General features: G+C 67.3%; 13 protein-coding genes and 1 pseudogene. 9 read left to right on the top strand and 5 right to left on the bottom strand.

All coding sequences use genetic code 11. The features are described 5' to 3' along the window. The first annotated feature begins 24 nt into the window (after window positions 1-24). A complete protein-coding gene (sdhA, locus tag K0O62_RS07405; protein WP_073856524.1) occupies window positions 25-1,779 on the top strand; it encodes a succinate dehydrogenase flavoprotein subunit in 1,755 nt (584 codons plus the stop codon). Between the two features lie 2 nt (window positions 1,780-1,781). Further along, window positions 1,782-2,564 carry a succinate dehydrogenase iron-sulfur subunit gene (locus K0O62_RS07400; RefSeq protein WP_073856523.1) on the top strand — a complete coding sequence of 261 codons (783 nt, stop codon included), beginning with the start codon at window positions 1,782-1,784 and terminating at the stop codon, window positions 2,562-2,564. A gap of 22 nt (window positions 2,565-2,586) precedes the next feature. Here K0O62_RS07400 and K0O62_RS28965 read toward each other — a convergent pair whose 3' ends face one another. The 3 genes from K0O62_RS28965 to K0O62_RS07390 form a co-directional block, all read right to left on the bottom strand. Continuing rightward, window positions 2,587-2,916: a putative endonuclease domain-containing protein gene (locus tag K0O62_RS28965; protein WP_308214468.1), complete on the bottom strand. Its 330-nt coding sequence runs from the start codon at window positions 2,914-2,916 to the stop codon at window positions 2,587-2,589. Between the two features lie 80 nt (window positions 2,917-2,996). Then, window positions 2,997-3,464 carry a hypothetical protein gene (locus tag K0O62_RS28960; RefSeq protein ID WP_308214467.1) on the bottom strand — a complete coding sequence of 156 codons (468 nt, stop codon included), beginning with the start codon at window positions 3,462-3,464 and terminating at the stop codon, window positions 2,997-2,999. A 102-nt stretch (window positions 3,465-3,566) separates the two neighbouring features. Further along, window positions 3,567-4,670, bottom strand: a complete 1,104-nt coding sequence (locus K0O62_RS07390; protein WP_073856522.1) for an AI-2E family transporter — start codon at window positions 4,668-4,670, stop codon at window positions 3,567-3,569. Window positions 4,671-4,712: 42 nt separating this feature from the next. On the opposite strand from K0O62_RS07390, the pseudogene K0O62_RS07385 reads away from it, so the two are divergent. Next, window positions 4,713-5,339, top strand: a pseudogene (locus K0O62_RS07385) (carboxymuconolactone decarboxylase family protein); the annotation flags it as partial. Here K0O62_RS07385 and K0O62_RS07380 read toward each other — a convergent pair. Next, entirely contained in the window at window positions 5,278-6,210 is a 933-nt protein-coding gene (locus tag K0O62_RS07380; RefSeq protein ID WP_073856520.1) for a sigma-70 family RNA polymerase sigma factor, read from the bottom strand. The pseudogene K0O62_RS07385 and the gene K0O62_RS07380 sit on opposite strands and share 62 nt — an antisense overlap. A 794-nt stretch (window positions 6,211-7,004) precedes the next feature. Between K0O62_RS07380 and K0O62_RS07375 the strand changes: the two genes are divergently transcribed. After that, window positions 7,005-8,669: an Ig-like domain-containing protein gene (locus K0O62_RS07375; protein ID WP_097934235.1), complete on the top strand. Its 1,665-nt coding sequence runs from the start codon at window positions 7,005-7,007 to the stop codon at window positions 8,667-8,669. Window positions 8,670-8,696: 27 nt separating this feature from the next. Here the strand turns inward: K0O62_RS07375 and K0O62_RS07370 are convergent, their stop codons facing one another. Further along, window positions 8,697-10,253, bottom strand: coding sequence for a gamma-aminobutyraldehyde dehydrogenase (locus K0O62_RS07370; protein ID WP_234800096.1), 1,557 nt, complete (start codon window positions 10,251-10,253; stop codon window positions 8,697-8,699). Between the two features lie 28 nt (window positions 10,254-10,281). Between K0O62_RS07370 and K0O62_RS07365 the strand changes: the two genes are divergently transcribed. From K0O62_RS07365 to K0O62_RS07345, 5 genes are all read left to right on the top strand, one after another. Further along, on the top strand, window positions 10,282-10,803 hold the full coding sequence (locus K0O62_RS07365) for an Lrp/AsnC family transcriptional regulator (protein WP_057166871.1): 522 nt from the start codon (window positions 10,282-10,284) through the stop codon (window positions 10,801-10,803). Beyond that, the gene (locus K0O62_RS07360) at window positions 10,800-12,188 is read left to right on the top strand and encodes an aspartate aminotransferase family protein (RefSeq protein WP_073856517.1); all 1,389 of its coding nucleotides are present in this window, start codon (window positions 10,800-10,802) and stop codon (window positions 12,186-12,188) included. The genes K0O62_RS07365 and K0O62_RS07360 overlap by 4 nt, the downstream gene beginning before the upstream one ends. Before the next feature lie 153 nt (window positions 12,189-12,341). Further along, on the top strand, window positions 12,342-12,878 hold the full coding sequence (locus K0O62_RS07355) for a MarR family winged helix-turn-helix transcriptional regulator (protein WP_234800095.1): 537 nt from the start codon (window positions 12,342-12,344) through the stop codon (window positions 12,876-12,878). A 496-nt stretch (window positions 12,879-13,374) separates the two neighbouring features. After that, entirely contained in the window at window positions 13,375-14,739 is a 1,365-nt protein-coding gene (locus K0O62_RS07350; RefSeq protein WP_131817400.1) for a hypothetical protein, read from the top strand. 156 nt (window positions 14,740-14,895) lie between these two features. Next, window positions 14,896-16,095 carry a D-alanyl-D-alanine carboxypeptidase family protein gene (locus K0O62_RS07345; RefSeq protein WP_073856515.1) on the top strand — a complete coding sequence of 400 codons (1,200 nt, stop codon included), beginning with the start codon at window positions 14,896-14,898 and terminating at the stop codon, window positions 16,093-16,095. Window positions 16,096-16,139: the final 44 nt, after the last annotated feature.

Below are 16,139 nucleotides of genomic sequence, written 5' to 3'. Positions count from 1 at the left end.
GGGAACAACAATGAGGACCGCAGGATGATTCAGGAACATCGTTACGACGTCGTCATCGTCGGTGCCGGCGGCGCGGGTATGCGCGCGGCGGTCGAGGCCGGCCCCCGGGCTCGCACCGCGGTGCTGACCAAGCTGTACCCGACCCGCTCGCACACCGGTGCGGCGCAGGGCGGCATGTGCGCGGCGCTGGCCAACGTCGAGGACGACAACTGGGAATGGCACACCTTCGACACCGTCAAGGGCGGCGACTACCTGGCCGACCAGGACGCCGTCGAGATCATGTGCAAAGAGGCCATCGACGCGGTCTATGACCTCGAGAAGATGGGGATGCCGTTCAACCGCACCCCCGAGGGCCGCATCGACCAGCGCCGGTTCGGCGGGCACACCCGCGACCACGGCAAGGCCCCCGTGCGCCGCGCCTGCTACGCCGCCGACCGCACCGGTCACATGATCCTGCAGACGCTGTACCAAAACTGCGTCAAACACGACGTGCAGTTCTTCAACGAGTTCTACGCGCTCGACATCACCCTGACCGAGACCCCGGGTGGCCCGGTGGCCACCGGCGTCATCGCCTACGAGTTGGCGACCGGCGACATCCACGTCTTCCACGCCAAGTCGATCGTCTTCGCCACCGGCGGTTCGGGCCGGATGTACAAGACCACGTCGAACGCGCACACCCTGACCGGCGACGGCCTGGGCATCGTCTTCCGCAAGGGACTCCCCTTGGAAGACATGGAGTTCCACCAGTTCCACCCGACAGGCCTGGCCGGTCTGGGCATCCTGATCTCCGAGGCCGTGCGCGGCGAGGGCGGTCGTCTGCTCAACGGTGAGGGCGAGCGCTTCATGGAGCGTTACGCGCCGACGATCGTCGACCTGGCGCCGCGCGACATCGTCGCCCGCTCGATGGTGCTCGAGGTGCTCGAAGGCCGCGGCGCCGGACCGAACAAGGACTACGTCTACATCGACGTGCGCCATCTCGGCGAGGACGTGCTGGAAGCCAAGCTGCCCGACATCACCGAGTTCGCCCGCACCTACCTGGGTGTGGATCCGGTGACCGAACTGGTGCCGGTGTACCCGACCTGCCACTACGTGATGGGCGGCATCCCGACCAACGTCAACGGACAGGTGCTGCGCGACAACAACAACGTCGTTCCCGGCCTGTACGCCGCCGGCGAATGTGCGTGCGTTTCGGTGCACGGCTCCAACCGGTTGGGCACCAACTCGCTGCTGGACATCAACGTGTTCGGCCGTCGCGCCGGCATCGCGGCCGCCGAGTACGCGCTCAACCACAACCACGTCGACCTGCCGGAGAACCCGGCCGGCATGGTGGTCAACTGGGTCGGCGACATCCTCTCCGAGCACGGCAACGAGCGCGTCGCCGACATCCGCACCCAGCTGCAGCAGTCGATGGACAACAACGCCGCGGTGTTCCGCACCGAGGAGACGCTGAAGCAGGCGCTGACCGATATCCACGCACTCAAGGAGCGCTACTCGCGAATCACGGTGCAGGACAAGGGCAAGCGCTACAACAGCGATCTGCTGGAGGCCATCGAGCTCGGCTTCCTGCTGGAACTCGCCGAGGTCACCGTCGTCGGTGCACTGAACCGCAAGGAATCCCGTGGCGGGCATGCGCGCGAGGACTACCCCAACCGTGACGACACCAACTACATGCGTCACACGATGGCCTACAAAGAGGGCACCGATCTGCTGAGCGATATCCGGCTGGACTACAAGCCCGTGGTCCAGACCCGGTACGAGCCGATGGAACGGAAGTACTAGAGATGACGAGCGTTTTGGAGAAGCCCGAGACCGGCGGCCCGGACCTGCCGCCCATCCCGGATGGCGCGGTGATGGTCACCCTGAAGATCGCCCGTTTCAACCCGGACAGCCCGGACGACGCCGGCTACCAGAGCTTCCGCGTGCCGTGCCTGCCCAGCGACCGTCTGCTCAACCTGCTGCACTACGTGAAGTGGTACCTGGACGGCACCCTGACCTTCCGGCGTTCCTGCGCACACGGCGTGTGTGGGTCGGATGCCATGCGCATCAACGGTGTCAACCGGTTGGCGTGCAAGGTGCTGATGCGCGATCTGCTGCCGAAGAAGGCCTCCAAGCAGCTGACCATCACCATCGAACCGATCCGCGGCCTGCCCGTGGAGAAGGATCTCGTGGTGAACATGGAGCCGTTCTTCGACGCCTACCGCGCGGTGAAGCCGTTCCTGATCACCAGCGGCAATGCGCCCACCAAGGAGCGCATCCAGAGCGCCACCGACCGGGCCCGCTACGACGACACCACCAAGTGCATCCTGTGCGCCTGCTGCACCACCAGCTGCCCGGTGTACTGGAGCGAGGGGTCCTACTTCGGTCCCGCCGCGATCGTCAACGCGCACCGGTTCATCTTCGACTCGCGTGACGAGGGCGCCGCCGAGCGCCTGGACATCCTCAACGAGGTCGACGGGGTGTGGCGCTGCCGCACCACCTTCAACTGCACCGAGTCCTGCCCCCGCGGCATCCAGGTGACCCAGGCGATCCAGGAAGTCAAGCGCGCCTTGATGTTCGCGCGCTGATCCCTCCCCCGCCGAAAGTGAATTAGATCGCGAGAATTCTTGGAATTCTCGCGATCTTTTTCACTTTCGGCAGAGGGTACGGTGCGCCTGCTGCATTCAGCGCATCCCGCACCCGCCTGAGGATCGTCGGCCGCCGGTATCTCATCAAGTCCGCGCCGACCCGGGCGATGCGCCAACCGGCGTCCCGATAGGCGAGGTCCTGATCGATGTCGCGGGCGCGCTGGCGGGGATCCGTCCAATGTTGCACGCCGTCGTACTGCACGCCGACCTTCCACTCCGGCCAACCCATATCGAGCCGGCCGATCAAGCTGTACTCGTCGTAGACCTCGATCTGGGTGTGCGACGGTCGCATCCCCGCCGATGTCAGTAGTAGGCGCAGCCGGGTCTCCTGGGGCGACTCGGCCCCGTCGTCGGCGAGATCGAGAACCCGCCTCAGCTGGACCACGCCCCCCTGGTACCCCGGTGGCTGTCGACGAGTGCCTGCACATGCGCCAAATCCAGGTCGGTCACCTGCAGCAGCGCATCGATCCGAATCACAGCCATCGTCACCCCTCGTCGACGGCCGAGATCGAAGGCTGTGCGCGCAGGGGTCGTCGCACGGATGCCATCGACGCAGCAGATCTCGCTGTCGGACAGGAGATCGCTGTGCAGCAGGATGTGCGCTGTCTTGTGCTTGCTCGCCTGGTTGAGCTCGGCGGGCAGCGCGGCGTCGATCCACTCGCAGCCGTGCAGCGCTGCGGCCGACAGACCAGCGGCGACACCGCGCCGCCTCGACCACACCCACGCCGCGACGGCCCTATCCTTCGGGGTGAGAGCCGCCCCGCGGGAAACATAGACGTCGCGGTGCAGCATTTCGTAGCGCGTGCTCAGTTGATACCGGGTGACGGTGCCGGCCGCCAACGCCTCACTCCCCACAATCAGCACATGAACTTGGACGCACCGGCTGTGGTACTCGTTCCACCTCCGCCGAAAGTGAACTAGATCGCGAGGTTTCGTGGATTTCTAGCTATCAACTTCACTTTCGACGCGGGAGTGGGTGAGGGCCTGGACCTGCTCGTCGTAGTAGCGCAGCACCACGGCCAGCGCCGCAGCCACCGGCACCGCCAGGAACGCGCCGACGACGCCGAAGGCCGAGGCGCCGAGGGTGACCGCGAGCAGGACGATCACGGCGTGCAGTTCCATCGACCTGGACTGCAGCCAGGGCTGGAGCACGTTGCCCTCCAGTTGCTGCACCGCGATGATGATGCCCAGCACGATCAGCGCCGTGACCGGGCCGTTGGCGACCAGTGCGATCAGCACCGCCAGACCACCGGCGACGAACGCGCCGACGATCGGCACGAAACCGCCGATGAAGGTGACGATCGCCAGCGCGAAGGCCAGCGGCACGCCCAGGATCACCAAACCGATCCCGATCAGGGCGGCGTCGACGAAGCTGACCAGGGCCTGCGTGCGGATGAATCCCCCGAGGCTCGCCCAGATGCGCTGCAGCACCTCGGCCAGGTGCGGAGCGGCCGGGTAGCCGACCGAACGCCGCAGCCACGGGATGAACCGCGGCCCATCCTTGAGCAGGAAGAACGTCACGACGACGGTGGTGAAGACCGTCACCAACGCCGAGGTGGCCGCGCCCACGCCGGTGAACACGCCCGACGCGATCTGGCTGCTGCTCGTGTTGAGCCCGTCGGTGATCGCGGCGACCGCCGAGTCGAGCTGTGCCTGGCTGATGTTCAGCGGCGGGCCGTCCAGCCAGTCACGCACCTGTACGACGCCCGCGGACGCCTGTTGTGCCAGCTCTGTGGACTGCTCGACGATGGCTGGTGCCACGGCGGCGATCAACGCGGCGATCACCCCGGCCGCGATCAGCAGCATGACCAGGGCCGCGGCGGCCGGTGGCAGGCCCTTGGCGCGCATCCAGCGCACCGGCGGCCACAGCACGGTGCCGATCACGACGGCCAGCGCGACCGGCAGGATGATCACCCACGCTTCGCCGAAGATCCAGGCCAGCACCCAGATGGCCGCGGCCACGGCGATGAACTGCATGGCCACCGTGGCCGCCGATCGGAGGTGCTTGCCGAATATCGCGCCTCGGCTGGGCAACGCGTCAGTCACCCCTCTTCTTTACCCGCAGGTGGTCCGTTGGAACTAGATCTGTCACACATCACAGGGCCGCGTCGTCTACCAGATATGACTCCCAGAATCGCTCCGCTGCCCCCCGAACAAGCCGGCCCGCTGACCCGGATGATGTACCGCTTCGCCAAACGCAGGTTCGGCGAGGTGCCCGAACCGTTCGCGGTGGCGGCGCATCACCCGCGGCTGCTGATGGCCAACGGCGTCCACGAGATGCTGCTGCAAGCGGGCTCCAAGAAGCTGCCCGCCGGCGTCCGCGAGCTCGCGGTGTTCTGGACCGCCCGTACCGTCGGCTGCTCCTGGTGCGTCGACTTCGGGTCCATGCTGCAACGGCTGGACGGTCTGGACGTGGACCGGCTCAAGCACATCGAGCAGTACGCGACGTCGCCGTTGTTCGACGCCGACGAGCGCGCGGCGATCGCCTACGCGGACGCGATGACCACCGACCCGCACACGGTGACCGACGAGCAGGTCGCCGATCTACGTCGCCGGTTCGGTGACGACGGCGTGATCGAGCTGACCTATCAGATCGGCGTGGAGAACATGCGAGCCCGGATGTACTCGGCATTGGGCATCACCGAACAAGGCTTCAGCTCCGGGGATGCCTGTCGGGTGCCGTGGGCGGTCGACGACGCAGCGGAGAAGCGCTGAACTTGTCCGGGTTGGCGATATCCCATACCGCGCAGACCAATCCGTCCCGCACGGTCATCGCGGTGATGCGCGGCATCAGCTCCGGGTAGCCGTCGCCGGCAGGCGCGCCCGGGGTGTAGACCCCGAGCTGGCCGTTGATCAGCGCGGGCCGGCTGCCGGCCAGCCAGTTCGGCCCGTACCGCTGTGCCAGGCCGAACAGGAAGCGGGCCACCTTGTCGGGTCCGTGGATGACACGCGCCGCCGTCGGCGCCCGGCGGTTGGAGTCACCGGTGAACGTGACGTCCGGATGCAACAGCCGGACAACGGCGTCCATATCGCCATCGGCGAGCGCCGCCATCAGCAGCCCGGCGGTCTCGTTGTGGCTGTCCTCGCCCGGCGGCGGGGCGTGGTCCACGGCGCGCCGCGCCCGCGATGCCAGCTGGCGGGCGCTCGCGGCGCTGACCCCCAGCACATCGGCGATATCCGGGAACGGCACCCCGAACCCGTCGTGTAGGACGAAGGCCACCCGCTGGTCCGGAGTGAGTCGTTCCAGCAGCACCATGACGACGAACCTGGCGTCCTCGTCGGCGACGACGGCGCTCAACGGGTCGTCCCGGTCGAGGCCGGTGACCACCGGTTCGGGAAGCCACTGCCCCACATAGGTCTCGCGACGGCGCTCCGCCGAGCGCAACCGGTCCAGACCCAGCCGGCTGACCACCGTGGTCAGCCAGGCGCGCAGATCGACGATCTCGTCGCCGGAGCCGCGCCATCGCAGCCAGGCCTCCTGCACGATGTCCTCGGCGTCGGCGTAGGTCCCGGTGAGGCGGTAGCCGACGGAGAGCAGGTGCGGGCGCAATGCCTCGAACTCGTCGGCGCGGGCGCTCGCGGTCATGAGCCGAGTCTAGGAGCGCCCGACGGCGAGAACATCGACGCCGGGCGACTGCCCCGACATGTTCAAGATCAGCAAATTGATCTTGAACTGACAGCAAACCCCCATCTGCTGCGATCCCGCCGCCGAACACCCTCAGCTATAGCCCGGTGCCACGCCGAATAGATCGGCTAAGCGCGCTGCTCAGCAGCAGATCAGAGGGGTTCTAGATTTGATGTCACAAACACTCTGATCTGTGCTTAAGCTGCTGATCCAGGGGTCATACAGCTGTGGAGGCAAACAGAATAATGGGGTACGCAAAGCATATCGGCCGCGTCGGAGTCCTGGCGGTCGCATTGGGAATCGGATCCGCAGTTGCCGGCCCCCAGGTCGCACTCGCCGAGGACGGCGGTAGCTCGACGTCCAGTTCCGCGTCCGACTCCGCGTCCAGAGCGGGTTCCGCGGACTCGCCCGGCGCCCGCTCTGTGCGCAGCGCCCGCACCGTGCGCAGCGCCGCAGTTCCGAGAACTTCCGCCGCTTCGAGCCACGCCGAGGAGGACGCCGAGACGGAGCAAACGGACGATCCCGACCAGCCCCTCGACACCGAACCCGTTGCGCCCGCACCGGTCACGGAGGCCGTAGCCACCAGCCCCGAGCCGACTTCTGCGGTACCGCGAAGCAAGCGAACGGCTCCGATTTCGGTGCGCTCGGCGAGGACCTCCGGTCTACCTTCCTCCCACACCGATGCCGGGCCCGAGACGGCCGGCACCATCACCGGGGGCACAGCCGCCGAGCCGGCCGCTGCCACAGCGACCGCCGTGGCGGCGGTCGCGCCACAGGTCTCGATCGTCGTCTCCACCAAGCCGTCGCAGGCCAGGCCGCCGCTGCGACCGGTCCGGCAACTCGTCCTGGGTGTCCTGGGCGTCTTCGGATTCAAACCGAATCCGGCGCCCGGCACCGCCAACAACCCGATTCTGGAAGGACTCTGGGGCGCCTACCGACGCATCGAATCCTTGGTGTCCAACGACACCCCCACGGTCAAGGGCGCCGCCGTCGTCGACACCAGCCTCACCACGGACGGTCGCGTCGCCGTCACGTTGCGCGTCGAGTTCGACGACTACGACGGAAACGCTTTGTCCTACACCACCACCGACGGCGCCCACGGCACCCTGACCCGCAACACCGACGGCACCTACACGTACCTGACCGACGCGAGCACCGCCGGCGACACCGTGTCGATCACCGCTCGGGACAAGGGTTTTCACCTACACGGCCTGCTGGGCATGTTCAAACCCGGTGGCGGGCACACCAGTACAGCCACCTTGACACTGACCCTTGATCCGGTCGGTGAGCCGCCCGTCACCGACGTGGTGATCTCGACGCCCCGCACCGGCAACAGCTGGACCGTCCGCGTCCCGTCACACAACCCAGAGGTCACCCTGACCGCCGGTCAACCCGGCCACGTGGAGATCACCCGGGCGACCGACGGGTCCTACCTCGTCACGGTCACCGATTCGGCGTGGGCGCTGGCCAATCCGGGCACCCAGATCACCGTCGTCGCTACCGCCACCACCCGGGACGTCAACGGTGAGATCCAAACCGTGAGTAGCACGGTGCCGATCGGCACGGTGAGCAACCTGATGACGATCGGCGGGTACCTACAGCCCCCCGCTTTGCCGCCGGGGACGACTTGGGTCCAGGCCCGCAGCAGCAGTATCGGCGAAGTCCTACTGCGTTCCGACGGGGCCGCCTTCCTGGTCGACATCGGCATCACCGGGCCGATCGTCGTCCCTGAGCTACCCGCGGGACTGACCTACACCCAGGTCGCCGCCGGCGATGGACACTACGTGCTACTGCGCTCCGACGGCACCGCCATCGCTATCGCCGGCTACCCCTACTTACAGCCGGCGCTGAACATCCCTGACCTCCCCGCAGGATTGACGTACACCCAGGTCGCCGCCGGCGCCGATCACACGGTGCTGCTGCGCTCCGACGGCGCGGTGATTGCCATCGGCACCACGCTGAACGGCGAGACCGAAATTCCGGACCTACCGGCCGGGCAGACGTACACCCAGGTCAGCGCCGCCGGTTACGTGACCGTGCTGTTGCGCTCCGACGGCACCGCCGTCGCCATCGGCATCAATGAACTCGGACAAACCGATGTGCCGGCACCGCCGTCCGGAGTGAACTACATCCAGGTGGCCACCGGCGCGCACCACACGGTGCTGCTGCACTCCGACGGCAACGTCACCGCCGTCGGTTACAACTCCCACGGACAACTCCAGATCCCGGACCTCCCGGACGGTATGACCTACGTCCAGGTCGATGCGGGCCACACTCACACGGTGCTACTGCGCTCCGACGGCGCAGTCATCGCCATCGGCTGGGTTCCGAACGGGATCCCCACGCTGCCGGACGGTGTGGTGTACACGGCCGTCTCTGCCGATCACAGCTACACCACGGTGTTGTTCAGCCGGGTCTGAGCGTCAGCCCGCCCAGAACGACCGCGACTAGCGCTTGGTGAAGATGGTCCGGTGCCATTCCTTGTCGGCCACCCCGGTGATATCGCTCATCACATGCTTGATGGTCAGGTACTCCTCGAAGGAGTAGTCGCTCATGTCCTTGCCGAACCCGGACGCCCCGACACCGCCGTGCGGCATCTCGGAGATGATCGGGATGTGGTCGTTGATCCACACGCAGCCGGCGTTGATCTCCCGCGAGGCCCGCTGGGCGCGGTACACGTCACGGGTCCAGGCCGAGGCGGCCAGGCCGTAGACCGTGTCGTTGGCCTGGCGCAGCGCGTCATCGTCGTCGGTGAAGGCCCGCACGGTGAGTACCGGGCCGAAGATCTCGTCGCGGTAGATCTCGGAGGACTCGGCCACATCGGCGATCAGCGTGGGCCGGTAGAACGCACCCGGCAGATCCGGGGCGACCCCGCCGGTGACGATGCGGCCGCCCTGATCGGGGGCGCGAGACACCATGGCCGCCACCTTGTCCCGGTGTGCGAAGGAGATCAGCGGGCCCAGATCGGTATCCGGGTCGTGCGGGTCGCCGACGACCATCTTGCTCATCACCTCACCGACCCCGGCGACGAAGTCGTCGTACAGGTCTCGGGACACGATCGCCCGGGTGGCCGCGGTGCAGTCCTGACCGGAGTTGATCAGCGCGCCGGCTACCGCGCCCTGGATCGCGGCGTCCAGATCCGCATCGTCGAATACCACGAAGGGCGCTTTGCCACCGAGTTCGAGCTGGGTGCGGTGACCGTGCACGGCAGCCGCCGCCATCACCTTGCGGCCCACCCCCGTCGATCCGGTGAAGGTCACGACGTCCACATCCGGGTGCCCGGCCAGCGCGGTGCCGACATCGGCGCCCGAGCCGGTGACCACGTTGAGCACACCGTCGGGCAGTCCGGCCGCCTTCGCGACCCGTGCCAGGGTCAGTGTGGTCAGCGGGGTGATCTCGGCGGGTTTGATGACGACGGCGCAGCCGGCAGCCAGCGCCGGGATGACCTTCCACACCGCCATCTGAAGGGGGTAGTTCCACGGAGTGATCGTCGCGACGACGCCCACGGCCTCGCGCCGGATGCTGGATGTGTGGTCGGCCGAATACTCGGCGGTGGCCTTGCCCTCCAGATGCCTTGCCGCACCGGCGAAGAAAGACACGTTGTCGATGCTGCCCGGAACGTCGAACTCGGTGGCCAGGCGCACCGGCTTACCGCACTGGGCGACCTCCTCGGCGATGAAGGTGTCGGCCTCGGCTTCCATCAGCTCGGCCAGCTTGGCCAGCACCCCCGCGCGGTCCACCGGCGTCGCGGCGGCCCACCCCGGCTGCGCGGCCCGCGCCGCCGCGACGGCGGCGTCGACGTCGGCCGGCGTCGCCAGCGCATAGGTCGCGGCCACCGCACCGGTGGCCGGGTTGATCACGTCGAACGAGGGGCCGGTCGTGGGCACCGAGGCACCGTTGATCCAGCTACTGGCTAGTTGTTGCGCACTCACGGAGACCAAGGCTACGCATTCCGCCGATCTACGGCACCTCAAACCCCTGATTTCATACAAATGGTTGCCCATAACGACTGATTCCGTGCACAATCAACACATGTCGAACCCGGATTCCCAGCCCGGCGCGTCCGCCGTGTCTCTGCGAATCAACCACTCCCGCCCGGGCGCCGCCTTCCAGCTCGACGAGCTCTCGAAAGCCATTATCGAGAAGTTGCAGCAGGACGGCAGACGGTCGTACGCCGGCATCGGCAAGGCGGTCGGACTGTCCGAGGCCGCCGTCCGCCAACGGGTGCAGCGGATGGTCGACGCCGGGGTCATGCAGATCGTCGCCGTCACTGATCCGATGCAACTCGGCTTCGCCCGGCAGGCCATGATCGGCATCCGCTGCACCGGCGACACCACCAAGGTCGCCGAGAAGCTGGCCGCCCTGGAATCCGTCGACTACGTCGTGCTGACCGCGGGCACCTTCGACGCCATCGTCGAGGTGGTCTGCGAGGACGATGGCGACCTGCTCGACCTACTCAACACCAAGATCCGCGCCGTGCCGGGAGTGATAGCAACCGAAACCCTCGTATATCTCAAACTTGTTAAACAGCAATACAATTGGGGAACCCGATGACCACCATCTCCGAAACAGGTCAGGCCGCCACCGGCGATCTGGCCGCCAAAGCCAACCGCCACCTGTGGGGGCACTTCGCCCGTCACGGCGAAGGCATCACTCCGCCGATCATCACCCACGGCGAGGGCGTACGGATCTTCGACGACACCGGCAAGGGCTACATCGACGGCCTGAGCGGACTCTTCACCGTCCAGGTCGGCCACGGCCGTAAGGAACTGGCCGAGGCCGCCGCCAAGCAGGCCGAGAAGCTGGCCTTCTTCCCGTTGTGGTCCTACGCGACTCCCACCGCCATCGAACTGGCCGAGCGCATCGCCAATTACGCGCCGGGCGACCTGAACCGGGTCTTCTTCACCACCGGTGGCGGCGAGGCCGTGGAGAGTGCCTGGAAGCTGGCCAAGCAGTACTACAAGCTGACCGGCAAGCCGGGCAAGTACAAGGTGGTCTCGCGGTCCATCGCCTACCACGGCACGCCGCAGGGAGCGCTGGCCATCACCGGCATCCCGGCGTTCAAGGCGCCGTTCGATCCGCCGACCCCCGGCGGTTTCCGGGTGCCCAACACCAACTTCTACCGCGCACCCGAGAACTACGCGCACGACGAGAAGGCGTTCGGCCAGTACTGCGCCGACCGGATCGCCGAGGCCATCGAGTTCGAGGGGCCCGATACCGTCGCGGCCGTCTTCCTGGAACCGGTGCAGAACGCCGGTGGCTGCTTCCCGCCGCCGCCCGGATATTTCGAGCGGGTCCGCGAGATCTGCGACGAGTACGACGTTCTGCTGGTCTCCGACGAGGTGATCTGCGCCTACGGCCGGATCGGCTCGATGTTCGCCTGTGACGATTTCGGCTACGTACCCGACATCATCACCAGTGCAAAGGGTTTGACGTCGGGCTACTCGCCGCTGGGCGCGATGATCGCCAGCGACCGGCTGTTCGAACCGTTCAACGACGGGCAGACGGTGTTCGGGCACGGCTACACCTTCGGTGGTCATCCGGTGTCGGCGGCGGTCGCCCTGGCCAATCTGGACATCTTCGAGCGCGAGGGCATCAACGCGCACGTCAAGCAGAACGCCCCGGCCTTCCGCGCGACGCTGGAGAAGCTGTACGACCTCCCGATCGTCGGCGACGTCCGCGGCGAGGGCTTCTTCTACGGCATCGAGTTGGTCAAGGACAAGACCACCAAGGAGACCTTCGACGACGAGGAGAGCGAGCGGCTGCTGCGCGGCTTCCTCACCCCGGCACTGTGGGAGGCCGGCCTGTACTGCCGCGCCGACGACCGTGGCGACCCGGTGGTGCAGTTGGCGCCCCCGCTGATCAGTGGGCAGGCCGAGTTCGACGCCATCTACGACATCCTGCACAACGTGTTGAGCGAGGCCAGCGCCCGGATGTAGTCGGGGACAGTCGTTCCGGAGCCGGCCGCCGGGTGGGGTGCACCCACCCGGCGGCCGGCTTTCGTTTCAGCCGCCTCATTCGGCCCCACCGGGTGTCGGCGATGTGCCAGAGTGTGTGCACTTCGCCCCTCCTGACAGGGACCGCTCACGCCGATGACCAACGTCATGGATCCATCCGACGGGGTTCACGACGCCTACACCGAGCGCGGCGATCCGGTGTACCCCACCGGCCGGCACCTGCCCGGCCTCGACGACGTCGAACAGCAATGCTGGGACCACTACGTGGAGGCGTCGACACGTATCTGCACGCTGCTACAACGAACGCTACACAGCGCGCACGGTCTCGGCCTGTCCGATGTTCGACTCCTGGCGCTGCTGGCCGACGCCAAGGACGGACGGTGCCGGATGGGCACACTGGCTCACGAACTGGCCGAACACCCCAGCCGGGTGACCGAACAGACACATCGACTGGAAGAGCAAGGGCTGCTGACCCGCAGCACCAGCGACCGGGACCGCCGCGTGGTGACCGCGACGATCTCGGCGACCGGCCGGGCCCGGCTGGGCACGGCCATGACGACGTACGCCGGCATCGTCCGCCAGTTCTATCTCGACCCGTTGACCCGCGGACAGATGACCGCCACCGGAGACAGCAGCCGGCGCGTCAGCGAGGAACTGCGACGACTGCGGTAGCACCGGCGGCCGATCGGCGCGAAGTGCGCTCGGCGAGGCACTATCGTCTCCAGCGGGAGGCGGTTTCCCGCACGTGGGGTGATCTTGGACCATCGCTTTTGCGAGCCCGGTGCCGCCTCCCCCCCACGTTGTTGCTGTGGCCGGATTTCGCTTGTCCCACAGCATGTGAGGCGCTCTCGTGTCGGGTCGCCGGTAGCGAAGCCCACCCCATGAATCTGCACCGCGCAGACGGCGTTGGGCCTTGCGCAGCAAACGGTTGCAACGCGTTGTAGGCGCCGCGCCGAGTACTTGCGGTCTGAAGTAACGGCGCATTGCTCGATGCCATTGCCGGTGCGTTAATCACTGCTCAGGTGCCTATTTAACGATTTGGTTAATTAACTGCCGCACAAAGTCGCCCGACCAGGCCCTTCACGTTCGCCAACCGCCTCTTTTTAAGCATTTTCACAGGTAGTTTCACTGTGTCCAAGATCACACTCCCACTTGAGGGGAAACCAACATGCACGTATCGGCTCGCTCATATCTCACTGCCGGGGTGGCGTTCGTCGGCGCCGGCGCCATCGCGCTCACTCCCGTCCAACCCATCACGCCGACGCTGCAACCCGTCGCGGCGCCGGCCGCCGTGGTGGTCTCGTCGGCGCCGGTGGAACTCGCCGCGCTGGTGAATCCGATCGTGTTGTGGGCCGAGGCCCTCGGCGAAACGGCAGGCAATGTCCGTTCGCTGGCGACCACGGTCCTGCAGGATCCGGTGCCGATCCTCGAAGCGTTCCTCCGCAACCAGATCGCCGCCGGATCGACCCTCGTGGACGTCCTGGTACCCGTCGCCCGGGATCTGATCACCGGCTTCGCCAAGGTGCCGCAGGCCACCATTGCAGCCGTGCGGACCATCCTCAGCGGCCAGATCTTCCAAGGCGTCGGCGAGCTGGCCACGGTGCTCATCACGCCGATCGCCGGCGCCATGTTCCCGCTGCTGTTCTCCGGGGGGCTGGACAAGATCACCGCCATCCTGCAGAACCCGTTCGAGAACATCTCCCGGGTCATCGGCAGGGTCGTCAGCGCCCAGACGCTGATCGGGGTGGGCCTGCCGCTGCTGACCGATCTGATCGCACCGATGCTCCAGATCGGCGCGACCGCCCAGGCGATCTTCGACGGCCTCAAGGCCCGGAATCTGGAAGCCGTGATCAATGCGATCATCAGCTTCCCCTCGGACATGTTCAACACCATCCTCAACGGCAGCTCCAACCCGATGATCGGCAATGGTGGCCTGCTCGGCCCGAACGGTCTGCTCGCCGGCCTGCTCGGCTTGCGCAAGGGCATCGCGGACGTGATCGAACCCGCGCCGGCCACTCCCCAGCATCCGCCCGCCCCGCTCGCGCCGGCCGCCGCCGGTTCGTTCGCGGACGCATCGGCACCGCCGGCGAACGACGTGCCCGACGCCGGGGCATACACGGTCAACGTGAGCCTCGACGCGGGGCCCGAGGACGATGGCGCGGCCGAGGGGGCCCTCGCCGTCAGCGACGCCGGCGAGGCCACCGACGCCGGAGCCGGTGTCGAAGATGAGGTCGTCGAGGACGTCATCGCCGAAGACGAGGTCGTCGAGGACGACGTCACGGCGCCCGCCGATGAGGAGGATGTTGCGGGTCCAGCCGAGGAGGAGGGCGAAGCCAGGACGGCGCTGACCGAATCCGAGGACGCCGGCGACACGGCAGACAACGACAATTCGGAAAGCAACGGCGCGGTCGGCAACAAGGCAAACGGGGGCAACGCCGCCAATGACGCCGCCAACGACAATGCCGGCGACGACGGTGGCGACGACAACGCCTCGAACGACAACGCCTCCAGCGACAACGGCGGCGACGAGTAGGCCGATTCCCGGTCGGAAGGTACGACCCGTACATCGAGGGCCTCTCCTGCGTCCGACAGGAGGGGCCCTCGTCATGTCTCACCAACCACAGAAGTCACATCAGCCACAGCGTGGCGACCCGGAATCCGGCCGGCGGTCTCCTAGTCTGCACAGACGATGGCTTCCTTCGTTTCGCTGCGCCGAGTGGCTTGTGCGGTCACCGCGGCCTTGATGCTGGCCGGCACAACACTGGTCGGCGGGCCGACGGCCGGAGCCGACCCCGGTCCCGATCCCTGCCCGTACCGGGTGGTGACACCGCCCGCGGTGGACGATTCAGAGGTCCCCACGGCCGGACCGCCGCCGGAGCCGCTGCCGGTGCCCGCGAGCCCGCCGGGCGGCGAGGCCCTGCGCGGATGCGGCCTGATCACCGCGCCCGACACTCCCCCGGTACCCGGCGACGTGTCCGCCGAGGCGTGGTTGGTCGCCGACATCGACACCGGCGACGTGATCGCCGCCAAGGACCCGCACGGGCGCCACCGCCCCGCCAGCGTCATCAAGGTGCTGACCGCGATGCAGTCGATCCAGGAACTCCCGATCAACCGCATGGTCACCGGCAGTGAAGCCGACGAACGCGCCGAGGGCAGCAGCGTCGGGGTGAAGAACGGTGAGCGCTACACGGTCAGCGATCTACTGCACGGCCTGCTGATGGTCTCCGGCAACGACGCCGCCCACGCACTGGCCACCCAACTCGGCGGGATGGACACCGCACTGCAGAAGATCAACAACCTCGCCCGCAAACTCGGCGCCCGCGACACCCGGGCCGCCACCCCGTCGGGCTTGGACGGGCCCGGCATGAGCACCTCGGCCTACGACATCGGGTTGTTCTACCGCTTCGCTTGGCAGAACGACACTTTCGCGAGGATCGTGGCGACCCAGACATACAAGTGGCCGACCTACGACCTGGAGAACGACAACAGGCTGCTCTACAACTACCCGGGCGCGCTCGGTGGCAAGACCGGGTACACCGACGACGCCGGGCAGACCTTCGTCGGCGCCGCAGAACGGGACGGCCGCCGTCTGGTCGCGGTGCTGCTCAAGGGCACCCGGGTGCCGATCGCGCCGTGGGAGCAGGCCGCCCGCCTACTCGACTACGGCTTCGCCACCGCACCGGGCACCAAGATCGGCACCCTGGTCGATCCCGACCCGACGCTGGTCGCACCGGAACCCAAGGCGGCCCCGGACCCGACCGCGGTGGCAGCGACCGCGCTGCCCAGCGCCGACGCGCTACCGGTCCGCATCGGCGTCGCGTTCGTCGGCGCCATCATCGTCTTCGCGCTCATCATGGCGGCGCGGTCGATGAACCGGCAGCGCGCCTGACCCACGCCGAATGTGAAGGTGTTCACGATCTTTCACGCTGATCT

This window comes from Mycolicibacterium diernhoferi (assembly GCF_019456655.1).
Taxonomy (GTDB): Bacteria; Actinomycetota; Actinomycetes; order Mycobacteriales; family Mycobacteriaceae; genus Mycobacterium; species Mycobacterium diernhoferi.
This window is presented reverse-complemented; position numbering and strand designations above follow the sequence as displayed.